Genomic DNA, 15,156 nt, shown 5'->3' on the forward strand with positions numbered 1-15,156 from the left:
GTCGTTTTCGAGGCGGTCAGCCCATGCCGCCGTTGATGCCGATGACCTGGCCGTTGATGTAGGCGGCCGCGTCCGAACACAGGAACGCGACCAGTGCGGCCACTTCCTCCGGCTTGCCCGGGCGCCCGGCTGGGACCATCTGCTTGATCGCCTCCGGCGGGAAGGCACTGTCGGCCATCGCACCCTGGATCACGCCCGGCGCGACCACGTTGACGCTGATGCCGCGGCTGGCCATTTCCCGCGCCAGCGACATGCTGGCGCCATGCAGCGCCGCCTTGGCCGCGGCGTAGTTGGTCTGCCCGCGGTTGCCCAGCACCGCCGACACCGAGGACACGCTGACGATGCGGCCCCAGCGCGTGCGCGCCATCGGCAGCAGCAGCGGCTGGGTGACGTGGAAGAAGCCGTGCAGCGAAACGTCGATGACCCTGTGCCACTGCGCCGCGCTCATGCCCGCCATCGGCGCGTCGTCGTGGATGCCGGCGTTGTTGACCAGCACCTGGATCGGGCCGGCCTCCAGCAGCGTCGCCAGCGCCTGCGCGCTGGCCTCGGCATCGGCCACGTCGAACGCCACCGCCTCGGCGCTGCCACCAGCGGCGACGATCGCCTCCACCACCGCCGCGGCGCGCGCGACATTGGCATTGGCGTGCACGATCACGTGCAAACCCTGCGCGGCCAAGGCGTGGCAGATCGCGCCACCGAGATCGCCACTGCCGCCGGTGACCAGGGCGCGACGTTTGGTCGAAGGATCGGTCATGCGCGCGTTCTCCGTGTGCGTTGCTGCATAACCTCGCATCCTAAGACATCGCGACGCATCGGGTCAGCCGAATGCATGGCACGCGCGCGGCCGCGCGCGTTGCCAAGGTGCAGCCGGCAGCCGTAGCATGCCCTGGGCCGCCGTGCGGCCCGGTCCCTGTCGCGATACCCCCCCCCGGAACCGCACATGCATGTCTTACTTCGCGCCCGCGCGCTGGTCCACGCCATCTACAAGGAACCACAGCGTTGGGACGCCAACCTTGCCGAGGCGGAAACGCTGCTGCGCGAGGCGCTGCGCACTCGGCCGGATGATCCGGAGCTGCTCACCGGGCTGGGCACGGTGCTGTGCGACCAGGGCCGCCACGACGAGGGCGAGTCGGTACTGCGGCAGGCAGTGGAGCACGGGTCGGACGATCGCAACACCTTCTTCAATCTCGGCGCGTCCATGATGAACCGCGCAGAGCGCGGGTCCGCACCGGCGTATTTCGCCAAGGCCAACACCCTGCTGGCCTCGCCGCGCACCTGGGAGGCCTACTTCGACCCGCAAGCGCACTGAGCGAGCCGAGGCTGCGCGACGCGACCGACGGCGCTGCCTCGGCTATGCCGCGCCCAGCATCACCGTCGCGCGGCCCTCGGCCAGCAACTGCCCGGCATGGGTGATGCGGAAGGCGTACTGCTGGCTGTCCTCGGCCTGCAGCAGCACCTCGGCCTCGCCTTCGATCGGACCCGGCAGATCCTGCAGTTCGGCGACGTGCAACTGCACCCCGCGCAGCGCCACCAGCATGCCCGGCCGCACCGGCGTGCCCGCGGCGCGACCGAGCAGGCCACCGTGCACCGCCATCGCCTGCGCACCGTACTCGCACAGGTGCAGCGCGCGCAGCCGATCGCCACTGCGCAGCGGATGCGCGGTGTGGCGATGCGCGACGCTGCGCAATACCACGCGCTGCGCGTCCCAGGCCACCACCTGTTCCCACAGGCACATCAGGCCCTGGTGCGGGACCAGCGCGGCGATGGCGTCGCGCCCGTGCAAGGGTTCAGTGTGCATGGCGGTTCTCCTGGGCCTCGCTGGCGGTCTCGCGCGAAATCAGCAGCGCCAGCACGAAATTGAACAGCACGCCCAGCGCCACGGTGCTGCCGATCGCGCGCAGCACCGGGATGCTGGAGGCGGCCAGCAGCGCGAACACCAGCAGGGTCATCAGGCTGCACACGATCAGCGCATGCAGGGTGCGCAACTGGTCGGCGCGGTCGTCGCCGGCGTGGTCGAAGAACAGCGCGTAGTCCAGGCCCAGGCCGGCGGCCAGGATCAGCGCGATCAGGTGGAACAGGTTCAGCTCGACCCCGCAGCCGCGCAGGATCGCCAGGATCAGCAGCGTGGTCAGCGCCATCGGCAGCAGCACGCGCACGATGCGCCGCGGCGTGCGCAAGGCGATCGCCACGGTCAGCGCCAGCAGCACCGCGGCCACACCCAGCGCGGCGAGCACGCGGCCGCGGTAGGCGGCGACCAGCGACTCGGAGGCGTCCTTCAGGTCCAGCAGTTGCGCGCCGCTGCCCTGCACCGCCCGCGCCAGCTGCGCCGGATCGCGCAGCCCGGTCAGCGACACCAGCGCGGTGGTGCGGTCCGCGCGCTCCAGCAGCAGGCCGCCGACGGGGGTCGCCAGCGGCGTGCCGTGCAGGTCGCGCGCGGTCAGCAGCGGCGCACTGCGCGCGGCCTGCAGGTCGGCCAGGAACGGCGCAAAGGCGTCGGCGCGGAACGGCGTGGCGGCGACCGCGGCGGCGGTGATCGCCTGCGCCTGCGCCGGATCGGGCAGAGCGGCCTGGCGCCGGCGCTGGGTGGCGGCGCTGGGCAGATAGCGCGCGGCCATGTCGTAGCCGGCCAGTTCGCCCTGCGCCACCAGCGCGTCCAGGCGCGGGCGCAGGCGTTCGGACGCGGCCAGCGCGGCCTCGGCGGAAGCCGCCGGCAGCGCCAGCACGTAGCGCACGTCGGGCGCACCCAGTTCCTGGCGCAGGTGCGCGTCGCGGGCCAGGCCGTCGGCCGGCACCGGGGTCAGCTTGGACAGGTCGTTCTGCCAGAACGGCCCCGGCGCGAACACGATCACCGCGGCCGCCAGCAGGGCCAGCGGCAGCAGCGACCAGCGCGGCCGCGGCAGCCGCGCGATGCCGCGCCACAGCCGCTCCAGCATCGGCGAATCGGCATGGTCGCGCGGCGAGGGGTCGATCAGCGCCGGCAGCAGCAGGCGCGTGGTCAGCGCCGCCACCAGCAGGCCGGCGATGGTGAACACCGCCAGCTGGCGCAGGCCGTCCACGCCGGAGAACAGGAAGGTGACGTAGGCGATGCAGGTGGAGACCACGCCGGTGGCCAGCGTCGGCCACAGATGACGCGCGTTCTCGCGTGGATCCAGGCCCGGGCGCTGATGGCTGAACAGATGGATCGGGTAGTCCTGGACCACGCCGATCAGGGTGAAGCCGAACGCCACGGTGATCCCGTGCACGCCATCGAACAGCAGCGCCACCGCGCCCAGCCCGGCCAGGCCGGCGCTGGCCAGCGGCAGCACGCCCAGCACCGGGATCTTCCAGCTGCGGTAGGCGACCAGCAGCAGCACGATCAGCCCCACCGTATCCAGGGTGCCGATCCACTGCGCCTCGTTCTGGGTGCGCCCGCCGATCTCCACCGAGAACGCGCCAGGACCGGTCAGCGTCAGCGTGCTGCCGGTGCCGGCGCTGACCTTGGCGAAGGCGGCATGGATCGCATCCACCGCGCGCTGCTGGCCGGTGGGGTCGAAGCCGGCCGCGCGGGTCTGCGCCACCAGCAGCGCGTCCTTGCCGGCGCGGTCGAACCACACCCCGTCGCGCTGCTGCGGGCCGCCGGCCGGCTGCAGGCTCTCGGCCAGGTGCAGCACTTCCAGGGTGGGATCGCGCGGCAGCAGCGGCTCCACCATCGCCGCCGCCGGCGAGCCCAGGTCCTGCAGCCGCGCCTGCAGCGCATCGCGCAGGGTCGGCGCATCCAGCGGTTTGGCGTCGAAGCTGTCGCTGAGCAGATAGCGGTACGGCAGCAGGCGCGGCGGGATCGCGTCCAGGCCGGCGTCGGCGCCGTTGGCGACCAGTTCGAACACGTCGCGCTGCGCGGCCAGTTCGGCATGCAGCGCCTGCGATTGCTTGGCCAGCGTGGCCGGATCGGCCCCGGACAGCGACATCAGCAGCAGCCGCGAGCCAGGGCCTTCGCCGAGTTCGTCGAGCAGGAGTTTCTGCGCGGGAGTGCGGGCTTCCGGCATGAACTTGCGCAGATCACCGGACACCTGCAGTGCGTTGCCCAGCCAGATCCCGGCCACGGTCAGCAGCGCCAGCCACAGCAAGGCCAGCGAGATGCGCATCTTCGAACTGAGTTGGCGTGTCACGACAGCCGCTCCCCAAACGCCCACTCGTTCAGACCCGGGGCCGCGGGCGCGGCATCGGGCATGACTGACCGCCGCCTGCTACCGCGGGCCGGCATGAACTTGCGCAAGTCGCCGGATACCTGCAGCGCATTGCCCAGCAAGATGCCGGCCACGGTCAGCAGCGCCAGCCACAGCAGCGCCAGCGAGATGCGCATCTTCGAACTCAGGGCACGCTTCATCGCCGCGTCCTCAGGCCTGCCTGCACCGCGCGATCAGCCGCCGCACGCGCAGCCGTCAGGCCGGCAGCACGCTGCCGGCGGGCGCCTCGTGCGGGGATCACGCCGCGTCGCCGTGGCACAGCGCGGTCAGCGCGGCGCCGTCGGCGAGGGCGCCGGCAGCCTGCGCGGCACCGGCCAGCAGGGTGCGCTGGACGTCGCCCTTGGCCGGGGTGGTCTCGATGCAGCGCAGTTCGGCGCCACGGCCGTACAGGTGCAGGCTGCGTACGTGCGCGGCCATGGCCGGATCCTTGGGCTGCAACTGCAGCTGCCAGCGCTCGCGGGTGCCGCTGCTGCTGATGTTGAACTGCTGCTGCAGCAGCGCGTGGTCGCCGGACAGCAGCGCGCCGAAACCGCTCTGCAGGCCGGCCAGTTCCGGCACGCGCGCCAGCGAGAAGCGCCGCGGCGGCTTGCCGTCGCGCTCCAGCGTGGCCTCGCCGCCACGCAGGGTGGTGGTCTCGTGGTACGGCGCGGTGACCTCGCGCACCAGCGTCTGCGCGTCCGGGCGGCGGTACTCGCCCTGCACCCGCAACGGCGTCTTCAGCAGCACCGAGCCGCGCAGTTCGACGAAGGCGGTGCTGACCGGCGCCGGCCGCGCCAGCTTCTGCAGGATCCAGTCGGCGTCCGGCGCCTCAGGCGATGCGGCGCTCAGCGGTGCGGCGCTGCACAGCAGTATCAGCATCCACGGCAAGGTGCGGCGCATCGGCATGGCGGTTGTTCCAGAAGTCGTAGAAGTTGAACCAGTTGTAGGGCGCGGAGCGGGTGTAATGCTCCAGCCTGGCGGCGTAATCGCGGATGAGCGCGGCCAGCACCGGCGCACGCTGCCGGCGCGGCAGGTCCAGGCCTTCGCTGAAGGTCTCGAACACCAGCTCGTAGCGGTTGCCGCCGCGGTACAGCCCGAACGCCAGCACCACCGGCACCTTGAGCGCGGCGGCGATCAGCCACGGCGAGGTCGGGAACATGGCGCCCTGGCCGATGAACGCGGCCGGCAGCGCCGGATCCTCCGGGCGCGGCCGGTCCACCAGCAGCGCGACCAGCGCGCCCTCGTCGGTGGCCTGCTTGATCGCCATGACGATGGAGGTGCTGTCCATGCCGGCGTCGATGATGTTGGCGGCCAGCTGCGGGTTCAGCGCGCCGAGCAGTTCGGTCATCGCCGGGTTGTGCGCCTTGTCCAGCACCACCTTGACCTGCACGTCCGGGCGCTCGGTGGCCAGTACCCGCAGCGCGTCGAAGCTGCCCAGGTGCGAGCCGAAGATCAGCACGCCGCGGCCGCGGTCCATCTGCGTGTGCAACTGGTCCAGGCCGCGGATCTGCACCCGGAACCGGTGCATCTGCCCGCACAGCATGAACACCCGGTCGAGGATGGTCGAGGCGAAGGTGTGGATGTGCCGGGCCACCTCCAGCAGCGTGGCCGGGCGGTCGAACACGCGGCTCAGGTAATGCCGCGAATCGCGCCGCTCCGGGCCGCGCACCAGCAGGAAGTACAGGGTGATCGGGTACAGCAGCAGGCGCCCGACGGCGCGGCCGCCATAGCGGGCGATGCTGCGGATCAGCCACAGGGCGAAGCGGCCGCCGCCTTCCGGGCGGTGCTTCCAGCCGGCGCTCACGGCGCGGCCTCGGCGTTGAGTTCGCCGCTGACCAGCAGGTCCTCGCCACGCAGCACGCGGAAGCGCCAGCGCGGCGCGGCGCCGTCCAGTTCCACCCGCGCCGGCTGGCCGGGAAACAGCGGTTGCACGAACTTCACCTGCGGCAGGCGCAGCGGCGCGCGCGCGCCGTGCGCCGCCTCGACGGCCTGCAGCACGTGGTCCAGCACTACGACGCCGGGCACCACCGGGCGGCCCGGGAAGTGGCCGGGCAGGCTGGGATGATCATGCGGTACGACGAATTGCATACGGGCGACTCATATCCTGGGTTCGAGCATGGCACGGACGGCCTGGTGCGCGCGCTGGGTCACTTCCTGGCGGTTCAGCGGGCCGTCCTCGCCGTTCACCCGGATCGGCGTGCCGATCCGCACCCGGATGACGCCGGGCCGGACCCGGAACAGGCTGGTCGGCGGCAGCACCTTGCCCGCCCCGTCCAGCGCCACCGGCACCACGTCCACCCCGGCGTCGATCGCGGCCTGCAGCAGCCCGGCCTTGAACTCGGCCAGCGCGCCGCTGCGGCTGCGGGTGCCTTCCGGGAACAGGCACAGGTCCTGGCCACGGCGCAGCAGCGCCGCCGCCTCGCGCCGCATCATCGCCCCGGCGCGGCGGCTGTCGCGGTCCAGGAACAGCATGCCGGTCGCGCGCGCATACCAGTTCACGAACGGCACCTTCAGCATCTCGTCCTTGAGCAGGAAGCGCAGCGGCACCGGCAGCGCCATGAACAGCGCGCAGATGTCGATGATCGACTGGTGGTTGCTGACGAACAGGTGGTTGCGCGACCAGTCCACCCGCTCGCGGCCCTCCACCTGCAGCCGCGCCCCGGCGCCGAACAGCAACACCGGCGCCCAGAACCGCGCGCCCATGCGCAGCGGCAGGCGCGGCCCGGTCAGCCGCAGCAGCACCAGTGCGACGACGATGCCCAGCGCGGTGTGCGCCAGGGTGAATACCAACTGCAGGGCGTTCCACACGGCCCAGGCCATGCGCGAAGGCATCCCAGCCTGCGGCAACTTGCTGTTTTCCTTGATGATCTGCACGACCCTTGCGTCCCCTGCACTTCGCGCGTCAGCGCAACAGATCGCGCCAAAAAACCGGCCCCAGCCGCGCCAGCCGGTGCAGGAAGTCGGGCAGATTACGGTAGGGACGCTGCGGAAACCAGCGCCCGCGCAGCAGGTACTCGCCGACGAAGAAGCCGCCGATGACCCCGTAGCCCAGCAGATTGGCGAACAGCGAGGCGCGCGCATCGCTGATCGGCAGCGGCGAGGCCAGGCCCAGCTGCGCCAGCACCCCGCTGGGCTGGGCGCACAGCGCCAGCACCAGGTTGAGCAGGGTCAGCCCGACCAGCAGCAGGGTCCAGGCCAGGGTCAGGCGGCGGGTGTAGCGCAGTTGGTCCGGGGTGATCGGCATGCCGGCCTGCCGGTACAGGGCCTCGACGATGCGGGTGATCAGCGGCGTGCGCCCGCGCTGCAGGCTGCGCCCGAAGAACCAGGCCACCCAGGCGGTGAACAGCACCGGCGGCGCGGCCAGCAGCAGCAGGGCGTGCGGCGAGCGCCACAGCGGCACCAGCGCCGCGGTCGCGGCGAGCGCCAGCGCCCAGGCCCAGGGCCGCCAGCGCGCCATCGGCTCCACCAGCACCATCAGCACCAGCGCCGCGCCGGCCAGCACCGCCAGGTCCGGGCGGTGCGCGGCATTGGCCCAGTGCGCCAGTGGCGAGTAGGCCAGCGCCAGCAGCACGCCCAGGGCCAGCGCCCAGGGCGCGGCGTCGGCCGGCTCAGCTGGTCTTGTTGGCTTCGACATGCGCCGACAGCGCGCGCAGCGAGGCGAAGATACGGCGGTTCTCGTCGTTGTCCGAGCGCAGCTGGAAGCCGTAGCGCTTGCTGATCGCCAGCGCCAGTTCCAGGGCGTCGATCGAGTCCAGCCCCAGGCCGGTATTGAACAGCGGCGCCTCCGGATCGATGTCGCCGGGCTGGACGTCTTCCAGGTTCAGGCTCTCGACCAGCAGCTCGGCCAGTTCACGTTCGGCGGCGGTTTGCGAAGACATCCAGGGGCTTCCAGGCGAAAGGACGGGTGCGACAAGATGGTGCATCGGGCGCTGCGGCGCAACCATCGGCCCGCGAACGGCACGCTATCATGCCGTTTCGCCCCGCCGTTGCGCCCGCAGGTTCCCTCAGGATGACGTCCGCCGCTGTTGCTTCCCCTCCCCCCACCGCACGCGACGCCGCGGCAGACACGCCCGACGTGCTGGTGATCGGCGGGGGGCCGGCCGGCTGCGCGGCGGCGATCGTGCTGGCGCAACGCGGCTGGCGGGTGACGGTGCTGGAAAAGGACCACCACCCGCGCTTCCACATCGGCGAATCGCTGCTGCCGATGAACATGCCGATCCTGCAGCGGCTGGGCGTGCTCGACCAGGTGCGGGCGATCGGCGTGCTCAAGCTCGGCGCCGATTTCCCCAACGATGCCGGCGGCTACAACACCTTCCGTTTCGCGCACGCGCTGGGCGCGCAGTCCGACTTCGCGCTGCAGGTGCCGCGCGCCGACTTCGACCGGGTGCTGTTCGCGCAGGCGCGTGCGGTCGGCGCCGACGTGCACGAGGGCGTCCGCGTCGAGGCGGTGCAGCTGGACGGCGAGACGCCGACGGTGCAGGCACGCGGCGCCGACGGCGTGCGCCACTACCGGCCGCGCTACCTGATCGACGCCAGCGGCCGCGACACCTTCCTCGGCAACACGCTCAAGCTCAAGCGCGCCAATCCGCGGCACCAGTCGGCGGCGCTGTTCAGCCATTTCCGCGGCGTGGCGCGGCGCCCCGGCGAGGACGCCGGCAACATCAGCATCTATCGCCACGCGCACGGCTGGATGTGGCTGATCCCGCTGCCCGACGACGTGATGAGCGTGGGCGCGGTGTGCGACCCGGAGTACATGAAGACCCGCAAGGGCTGCGACAGCGAGACGTTCCTGCTGCGCACGCTGGCGCTGAATCCGGACGTGGTGGCGCGCATGGCCGGCGCGCAGCGCGTGGCGCCGGTGCATGCCACCGGCAACTACGCCTACGAATGCACGCGCATGAGCGGCCCGCGCTGGCTGATGCTCGGCGACGCCTACGCCTTCGTCGACCCGATGTTCTCCTCCGGCGTGTACCTGGCCATGCACAGCGCCGAGCGCGGCGCGTCCGTGGTCGACGCGGCGCTGCGCGACCCGGCCAGCGAGGCGCGGCTGCAGCGGCGCCTGGAGCGGCACCTGCGCGGCGGCCTGGACGAGTTCAAGTGGTTCATCTACCGCTTCACCTCGCCGACCATGCGCGAGCTGTTCGCGCAGCCGCGCAACGTGCTGCAGGTGGAACAGGCGGTGGTGGCGATGCTCGCCGGCGACGTCTTCGACAACCGTGCGGTGCTGCGCCGCCTGCGCGTGTTCCGCGCCATCTATGCGCTGTCCGCGGTGGCGATGCTGCCGCGGGCCTGGCGCGCCTGGCGCCACCGCCGCCGCCAGGCCCGCGAACAGTTCCACGGCGACACCTTGCACGGAGATACACCATGAGCCGCCCGCACCTGCAGTTTCCGCACCACACGCAGGGCCATCCGCAGTTGCAGGTGGACTACGTCGCCGAGACCGATCCGGGCCGGGTGCTGGCCGAGGACCGGGTGCTGGCGGTGTTCGGCTTCGGCGAGACCGCGCCCTACCACGAGGACCCGCGCTACCTGCGCGTGCCGCTGCAACCGCACGGCCCGCGCATGCTCGAGGTGTGGCGCACCGACGCCCCGGTGCACAGCGGCCGCGACGGCGCCATCGCCTGGGCCAGCGACGGCCGCCTGCAGTTCGGCGTCATAGAGATCGACGAGCGCCAGGTCGACCTGGACATCGAGGAAGCCGCCGCGCTCGCCTACGCGCAGATCAGCGCCTTCGTCGCCGGCAGCGCCACCCCGCGCCTGCTGCGCATCTGGAACTACCTCGACGCGATCACCCTGGGCAGCGGCGACCGCGAGCGCTACCGGCGCTTCTGCGTCGGCCGCGCGCGCGGGCTGGGCGATTTCGACGCCACCCAGCTGCCGGCGGCGACCGCAGTGGGCCGCTGCGACGATGCGCGGGTGATGCAGATCTACTGGCTGGCCGCCGCGCAGGCCGGCACCCCGCTGGAGAACCCGCGCCAGGTCAGCGCCTACCGCTACCCGCGCCAGTACGGCCCGCAGCCGCCCAGCTTCGCCCGCGCCATGCTGCCGCCGGCCGGCAGCGACATGCCGCTGCTGCTGTCGGGCACCGCCAGCGTGGTCGGCCACGCCTCCATGCATCAGGGCCAGTTGCTGGCGCAGTTGGAGGAAACCTTCGCCAACTTCGACGCCCTGCTGGCGGCCGCGCGCGAACACGCCCCGGACCTGCCGCCGCAGTTCGGCGACGGCACCCGCCTGAAGGTCTACGTGCGCGAGCCCGGCGACCTGCCGCTGGTCGCCGATGCCCTCGATGCCCGCTTCGGCGAGCGCGTGCCGCGCCTGCTGCTGCACGCGGTGATCTGCCGCGACGAACTGGCGGTGGAGATCGACGGCGTGCATGGTTGAGCGGCAACGCAAGATCGTCCTGGTGTCCGGCGCCCCAGGCGCCGGCAAGACCACGCTGGCGGTCCCGCTGGCGGCGCACCTGGGCTTTCCGCTGTTCTGCAAGGATTTCATCAAGGAGACGCTGACCGACGCCCTGGGCGATGGCGGCGGCGATCTCGCCGCGTCGCGCCGTCTCGGCGGCGCGGCGATGGAGATGCTCTGGTCGCTGGCGCAGCGCAGTCCGCACGCGGTGCTGGAAGCCAACTTCCGACCGCGCAGCGACTACGAGCGCGGCAGGATCGCCGCACTGCAGGCGAGGCTGGTGGAAGTCCATTGCCACTGCGGCCATGACGAGACCCTGCGCCGCTTCCGCGCGCGCGCCGCGACGGGCACGCAGCATGCGGCGCACCCCCTGCGGGAACTGACGCCCGACCTGCTTGCCGACTATCCCGGCCCGATCGGCCTGGGGACGGTGATCGACGTGGACACCCGCATGCCGGTGGATCTGCCGCACCTGTTCGCGCAGGTCGCCGCCGCGCTTTCCTGAGCGGGTACCGGCACCGCCGCTGCCGCGCCGGTTCCGCCCGCGCGACGCGCTGTCCCTGGACTTGCGCCCAAGTGCGGTCTGTGCGGGACGGATGCCGTGTCGCTGCTTGCCCGGCGCAAATCACGTTGGACGCCGGACGTGGCAGAGCGCACCGCAGCAAGCGCGTATGCGTCGATGTTTCGCACCGCTGCCTTCCACCCCCCGCCTGCCCATCCCCCCTCGCCGGCCACGCAGTGGCGACATGCACTAACGCGTCGGCGCGGCCAGGTGACGGTCCAATTCCGGCTGTGTGGTGCGCTGCTGCTCCTGCCCCAGCGCCTGATTGGCCTGCGCCAGTTTCTGGTCCGACTGCTCCACCGGCGTGGCCAACGCCTGCTCCACCGGAACGACCGCGCGCTTCATCGCCGGGTCGTCCAGTGCGCCCTGCACGGCGATCAGGTTCCCGGTCTTCCCCAACACCACGTGGTCGACCCGCTCCAGCGCATTGCCCGACAACGAATAGCCGGCCGTGCCCGGATACATGTCGCGGTTGTCCTTGCAGGCCGCCAGCAGGCTGCGGCTGAGCCGCTCGCTGTCGTGGTCGTAGGCCTTGCCCAGGTCTGCGTCGACCCTGCGCATGCCTGCGCGGATCTGTTCCAGCAACGCGTGATCCGGATGCCCCGGCAGCGACGGATCATCGCTCCGGTGCGCCTCGGCGCCTTGCGCGGGAAGCGTCGAAGGTTCGGGTAACCCGTTGGCCAGGGGCGACACGTGCCGATGGGTATCGGCGGTGTGCTGCAGCAGTCCCGCGACCGGCGGCTGCGTGCTGCTGTCGAAGTACGGCAGAGGACGCCGGTCCCTTCCAAGATCCAGCCCGTTCTCTTCCAGCAGCGACTCGCGCAGATGCAGTCGCGACAGGTTCAGCGCGATCTGCGGGGTGTCGTTGCCGGGTTGTGGCGGATGTTGCCGGTGCTCGACCTGGGCGATGTGGCTGACCGGATTGGCAGCGTAGTAGTTGGCATAATCGGAGTTGCCGAGAGCACCGAGCTTGCTGATCTCGGAAGCCTTGTCGAAAAAATTCTGCCCCATTCCCTCCAAATTGGCCGGACTCTGGGGCATCGTCATATCCGCATTGATGCTTAGATTCGGCTTGAGCGTGTAGTCGAAGTGAGGTCGCGCGCCCGACTTGTCGATGAAATCAGCCATACGTCCTGGCTGTTCGTTGTATATATCTTCAAGGGTTGCGTTCGGATTCGCCGTGCGGACCCTGCTGACCATCGCATTCCAGGCGGCGATCTGGGCTCCGGCTTCATCGCGGCGATTCTGTACAAGGAGAGACGCCAGAGGTTCGGTGTAGTCGCGTGGACTTTGTCGCTGTGAGATTGCGGAAACGCCAGCGGCAAATTCGGTGAGTGCTCGCTTGGTGTCCGCGGCATTGGCGCCATGCTGCAACTCATGTCCCAGGACATAGGTGAGTTCGCCCGCGTTGGGTGCCCGCCCAGACGGCGATGCTTGAAGCCTGGCCAATGGGACCCGCACAGCCTTGTTTTCAGAATCGTACTCGCCGCCAGCATTGGGATTGGTCAGCGGAACGATGCGTGACACTTGGCCCTGACGTACAGCGTCGTTTAGCTGATCGACCAAGGCGGGCGATGCTTCGATGATCGCGCGCAGATTCCGCACGTGATCAGGACTGACACTTGGCTGGCTACCAAAGTCGGTAATGACAGCTTGAGCTTGTGGCGTGAGTGGCATCCCTGCGCCTCCCTTTATCCGACTATCACCATCTGAACACAGGAGTGACGGACTGCATCATCGGACCCGATGCTTTCGTCACGCGGGTAAACCTGCAACCACATGCCGGGGCGCTCGAACGAATCGTACATCCAGGGTCCGTGAGACGGCTTTGGCCCGCCGTTCGGCGCCGCCGGGGGAGAGTCGTAGTAGCGCTCACGCACAAAACCCATTTCTTCTAATTCGCTGGTGAACTGATCGAAATCCACGTGGCAAAGATCGCGCATCGCGGGCGAGGCGCCCGGTACAACCGGATCGAAGCTGAAGATCAACCGAGGATCGGCCTTCTTCATGTTGACCTCGAAGCCATGCACCCAGTCCCGGCTGACCTTCTCCCCGAATCCATAACGTCCCGACCCATCACGCGCATAGTCCATCTCCACCCCCATCACCTCATGCAAGCGCTCCGGCGTGAAGTCGGCCACGCTCCTGCTGGTCCGGATCAAGGTCAGCAATCGGCTGAGCATCTGCTCGGCGCTCAGCTTGGGCGACACGGGCGCGGCGGCCTGATCGGCGGCGCCGGACGAGGGGGACGAGGTCATGGCGGGAGATTCCTTGGCAGGAGGCGTAACGGCAGGCGTCCGCGCGGGCGCATGGGTGCAGGCCCCGCACAGCAGCGAGGCGATCAGGACGAGAGAAGCCCGATGGGGCATGCGGCACATCCTTGCGGCGCGAAGCGATGAGCGCAGTATACGAACACCGGCAGGCCCCACAGCAAGCCGCCCACTGAGCCATCTGCAGCGATGCAGGCTCGGCGTTTCACCAGCAGCGGTCGATTGACCGCTTGCCAAGCCGGCTTGATCCCGATCCCGGTGCGATTCGACCGCCCCGTCAGTCCTCGCGTGCCGCCAGCAACGCCAGCAACCGGTCGCGCGGCAGCTTGCCGGTCTCGTTGCGCGGCAGGGCGTCGAGAAGGCGCAGGCGGCGCGGCAGGAACACCGGATCCAGCTCGCGGCGCAGTGCGGCGAGGATCGTGGCCTCGTCCAGGGTCGGCGCCACCACCACCGCGGCGATGCGGCCCACCGCCTGGCCCGGTTCCGGATCCAGTTGCAGCATCGCGCCGTCGACCACGCCCGGCAGGGCCAGCAAGCGCCGGGTGAGGTCGGCCAGCGAGGCGCGCTTGCCGGCGATCTCCAGCAGGTCGGCCTGGCGCCCGCGCACCTGGAAACGGCCGTCGGCATCCACTTCCATCAGGTCGGCCAGCAGCACCGGCTGCGGTAGGTGCGGCGCGTGCACCAGGGTGCCGTCCGGCTGCGGCGCCACGCGCACGCCCGGCAGCGGCGTCCATGGCGCTTCGCAGGCGGTGCGGCGGCTGGCGAACACGCAGGTCTCGGTGGAGCCGAACATCTCGCGCACCTGCCCGCCGAAGCGCGCCTCGGCGGCGGCGGCCAGTTCCTGCGCCAGCGGCGCGGTGGCCGAGACGATGCCGGCCAGCGGCGGCAGGGCGACGCCGGATTCGACCAGCGCACGCAGATGCACCGGCGTGGTCACCAGCAGCCGCGGCGCCGGCAGCTGCGCTAGCGCGCGGGCCACGTCCTCGGGAAAGAACGGGCGCCCGGCGTGCACCGCCAGCGGCGTCACCAGCGGCAGCAGGATTGACAGCTCCATGCCGTACATGTGCTGCGGCGGCACCGTCGCCACCACCTGCGGCACCGCCGTGTCCGGCCACAGCCCGACTAGCGCCAGCAGGTCCTGGCGGGTGCTGGTGAGGAAGCTGCCCCAGGTCTTGGGATTGGGCTTGGGCGCGCCGGTGCTGCCGGAGGTGAAGCCGATCGCCACCAGCGCGTCGTCGGCCAGCTGCGGCATCGGCCCGTCCAGCGACGGCAGCGCGTCCGGCAACTGCCAGTAGCGCGGCGGCGGCTCGGCCAGCGCCAGGTCGCCCAGGCAGTAGCAGTCGGCATGGGTGCGCTGCACCTCGGCCACCACCGCCGGCGCGCGCGAGGACGGCAGCAGCGAGGTCTGCCCGCGCAGCGCCACCGCGCAGAACGCGACCATGAAGCGGTAGCGGTCCTCGCACAGGTTCAGCGCGTGCCGGCCGGCCGGCAGCACTGCGGCCAGGCCGCGCACGTGGCCAAGGAAGGTGGCCAGGTCGATGTGTTCGCCGTTGGCGAAGGCCAGCGGACGCTGCGCGTCGCCGACGGCGAGCGGATGCAACAGGGGCGCGGCGGGAATCTCGGAAGAAACGGCGGACATGCGGGGCGGCGGCTCGGGCGGGCGATGACCCGCACGGCGCGGGAGCCGGTAGCTTGGCCGCCACCGCCGCCGCTGGCAAGC

General features: G+C 70.9%; 17 protein-coding genes. 4 read left to right on the top strand and 13 right to left on the bottom strand.

Annotated elements, in window-relative coordinates:
- Positions 1-16: 16 nt before the first annotated feature.
- Positions 17-754 (bottom strand): 3-oxoacyl-ACP reductase FabG, encoded by a 738-nt coding sequence (gene fabG / locus RAB70_RS02350; protein ID WP_148827780.1) that lies wholly within the window; start codon positions 752-754, stop codon positions 17-19.
- Positions 755-940: 186 nt separating this feature from the next.
- Here fabG and RAB70_RS02355 point away from each other — a divergent pair, with 186 nt between their 5' ends.
- Complete coding sequence (locus tag RAB70_RS02355) at positions 941-1,309, top strand: tetratricopeptide repeat protein (protein ID WP_148827781.1); 369 nt, start codon at positions 941-943, stop codon at positions 1,307-1,309.
- 42 nt (positions 1,310-1,351) lie between these two features.
- Here the strand turns inward: RAB70_RS02355 and RAB70_RS02360 are convergent, their stop codons facing one another.
- The 9 genes from RAB70_RS02360 to xanC all read right to left on the bottom strand — a co-directional run bounded on the left by RAB70_RS02360 (position 1,352) and on the right by xanC (position 8,080).
- A complete protein-coding gene (locus RAB70_RS02360; protein WP_148827801.1) occupies positions 1,352-1,783 on the bottom strand; it encodes a phosphotransferase in 432 nt (143 codons plus the stop codon).
- 4 nt (positions 1,784-1,787) lie between these two features.
- Positions 1,788-4,121: an MMPL family transporter gene (locus RAB70_RS02365; protein WP_408068870.1), complete on the bottom strand. Its 2,334-nt coding sequence runs from the start codon at positions 4,119-4,121 to the stop codon at positions 1,788-1,790.
- A gap of 20 nt (positions 4,122-4,141) precedes the next feature.
- Positions 4,142-4,363 (bottom strand): hypothetical protein, encoded by a 222-nt coding sequence (locus RAB70_RS02370; protein ID WP_148827783.1) that lies wholly within the window; start codon positions 4,361-4,363, stop codon positions 4,142-4,144.
- 97 nt (positions 4,364-4,460) lie between these two features.
- The gene (locus tag RAB70_RS02375; RefSeq protein ID WP_148827784.1) at positions 4,461-5,108 is read right to left on the bottom strand and encodes a LolA-related protein; all 648 of its coding nucleotides are present in this window, start codon (positions 5,106-5,108) and stop codon (positions 4,461-4,463) included.
- Positions 5,032-6,006, bottom strand: coding sequence for an acyltransferase (locus tag RAB70_RS02380; protein ID WP_043093714.1), 975 nt, complete (start codon positions 6,004-6,006; stop codon positions 5,032-5,034). The genes RAB70_RS02375 and RAB70_RS02380 overlap by 77 nt, the downstream gene beginning before the upstream one ends.
- On the bottom strand, positions 6,003-6,290 hold the full coding sequence (locus RAB70_RS02385; protein ID WP_017914445.1) for a hypothetical protein: 288 nt from the start codon (positions 6,288-6,290) through the stop codon (positions 6,003-6,005). The genes RAB70_RS02380 and RAB70_RS02385 overlap by 4 nt, the downstream gene beginning before the upstream one ends.
- A gap of 9 nt (positions 6,291-6,299) precedes the next feature.
- Entirely contained in the window at positions 6,300-7,049 is a 750-nt protein-coding gene (locus RAB70_RS02390) for a 1-acyl-sn-glycerol-3-phosphate acyltransferase (protein WP_026144254.1), read from the bottom strand.
- Positions 7,050-7,104: 55 nt separating this feature from the next.
- Positions 7,105-7,836 carry a hypothetical protein gene (locus tag RAB70_RS02395; protein WP_043093715.1) on the bottom strand — a complete coding sequence of 244 codons (732 nt, stop codon included), beginning with the start codon at positions 7,834-7,836 and terminating at the stop codon, positions 7,105-7,107.
- Positions 7,811-8,080, bottom strand: a complete 270-nt coding sequence (gene xanC / locus RAB70_RS02400) for a xanthomonadin biosynthesis acyl carrier protein XanC (RefSeq protein WP_003470209.1) — start codon at positions 8,078-8,080, stop codon at positions 7,811-7,813. Before xanC ends, RAB70_RS02395 begins: the two co-directional genes overlap by 26 nt.
- A gap of 131 nt (positions 8,081-8,211) precedes the next feature.
- Between xanC and RAB70_RS02405 the strand changes: the two genes are divergently transcribed.
- From RAB70_RS02405 to RAB70_RS02415, 3 genes are read left to right on the top strand one after another with little or no spacing between them, the layout of a single operon-like run.
- Entirely contained in the window at positions 8,212-9,570 is a 1,359-nt protein-coding gene (locus tag RAB70_RS02405) for an NAD(P)/FAD-dependent oxidoreductase (RefSeq protein WP_148827785.1), read from the top strand.
- Entirely contained in the window at positions 9,567-10,583 is a 1,017-nt protein-coding gene (locus RAB70_RS02410) for a pteridine-dependent deoxygenase (protein ID WP_192578903.1), read from the top strand. The genes RAB70_RS02405 and RAB70_RS02410 overlap by 4 nt, the downstream gene beginning before the upstream one ends.
- On the top strand, positions 10,576-11,109 hold the full coding sequence (locus RAB70_RS02415; protein ID WP_148827786.1) for an AAA family ATPase: 534 nt from the start codon (positions 10,576-10,578) through the stop codon (positions 11,107-11,109). The genes RAB70_RS02410 and RAB70_RS02415 overlap by 8 nt, the downstream gene beginning before the upstream one ends.
- Positions 11,110-11,355: 246 nt before the next feature.
- Here the strand turns inward: RAB70_RS02415 and RAB70_RS02420 are convergent, their stop codons facing one another.
- The 3 genes from RAB70_RS02420 to RAB70_RS02430 all read right to left on the bottom strand — a co-directional run bounded on the left by RAB70_RS02420 (position 11,356) and on the right by RAB70_RS02430 (position 15,075).
- Entirely contained in the window at positions 11,356-12,843 is a 1,488-nt protein-coding gene (locus RAB70_RS02420; RefSeq protein ID WP_225851539.1) for an XVIPCD domain-containing protein, read from the bottom strand.
- A gap of 14 nt (positions 12,844-12,857) precedes the next feature.
- Positions 12,858-13,424, bottom strand: coding sequence for a hypothetical protein (locus RAB70_RS02425; protein ID WP_148827787.1), 567 nt, complete (start codon positions 13,422-13,424; stop codon positions 12,858-12,860).
- A gap of 289 nt (positions 13,425-13,713) precedes the next feature.
- Positions 13,714-15,075: an AMP-binding protein gene (locus tag RAB70_RS02430; RefSeq protein WP_148827788.1), complete on the bottom strand. Its 1,362-nt coding sequence runs from the start codon at positions 15,073-15,075 to the stop codon at positions 13,714-13,716.
- Positions 15,076-15,156 lie beyond the last annotated feature (81 nt).

This window comes from Xanthomonas sontii (genome assembly GCF_040529055.1).
GTDB classification, from domain to species: domain Bacteria; phylum Pseudomonadota; class Gammaproteobacteria; order Xanthomonadales; family Xanthomonadaceae; genus Xanthomonas_A; species Xanthomonas_A sontii.

Excerpts from the sequence above, each read along its gene's own strand:
- fabG (WP_148827780.1), bottom strand. The coding sequence starts at position 754 with ATGACCGATCCTTCGACCAAACGTCGCGCCCTGGTCACCGGCGGCAGT.
- RAB70_RS02410 (WP_192578903.1), top strand. The coding sequence starts at position 9,567 with ATGAGCCGCCCGCACCTGCAGTTTCCGCACCACACGCAGGGCCATCCG.
- xanC (WP_003470209.1), bottom strand. The coding sequence starts at position 8,080 with ATGTCTTCGCAAACCGCCGCCGAACGTGAACTGGCCGAGCTGCTGGTC.
- RAB70_RS02420 (WP_225851539.1), bottom strand. The coding sequence starts at position 12,843 with ATGCCACTCACGCCACAAGCTCAAGCTGTCATTACCGACTTTGGTAGC.
- RAB70_RS02415 (WP_148827786.1), top strand. The coding sequence starts at position 10,576 with ATGGTTGAGCGGCAACGCAAGATCGTCCTGGTGTCCGGCGCCCCAGGC.
- RAB70_RS02370 (WP_148827783.1), bottom strand. The coding sequence starts at position 4,363 with ATGAAGCGTGCCCTGAGTTCGAAGATGCGCATCTCGCTGGCGCTGCTG.
- RAB70_RS02365 (WP_408068870.1), bottom strand. The coding sequence starts at position 4,121 with ATGCGCATCTCGCTGGCCTTGCTGTGGCTGGCGCTGCTGACCGTGGCC.
- RAB70_RS02405 (WP_148827785.1), top strand. The coding sequence starts at position 8,212 with ATGACGTCCGCCGCTGTTGCTTCCCCTCCCCCCACCGCACGCGACGCC.
- RAB70_RS02430 (WP_148827788.1), bottom strand. The coding sequence starts at position 15,075 with ATGTCCGCCGTTTCTTCCGAGATTCCCGCCGCGCCCCTGTTGCATCCG.
- RAB70_RS02375 (WP_148827784.1), bottom strand. The coding sequence starts at position 5,108 with ATGCCGATGCGCCGCACCTTGCCGTGGATGCTGATACTGCTGTGCAGC.
- RAB70_RS02355 (WP_148827781.1), top strand. The coding sequence starts at position 941 with ATGCATGTCTTACTTCGCGCCCGCGCGCTGGTCCACGCCATCTACAAG.
- RAB70_RS02385 (WP_017914445.1), bottom strand. The coding sequence starts at position 6,290 with ATGCAATTCGTCGTACCGCATGATCATCCCAGCCTGCCCGGCCACTTC.
- RAB70_RS02395 (WP_043093715.1), bottom strand. The coding sequence starts at position 7,836 with ATGTCGAAGCCAACAAGACCAGCTGAGCCGGCCGACGCCGCGCCCTGG.
- RAB70_RS02425 (WP_148827787.1), bottom strand. The coding sequence starts at position 13,424 with ATGACCTCGTCCCCCTCGTCCGGCGCCGCCGATCAGGCCGCCGCGCCC.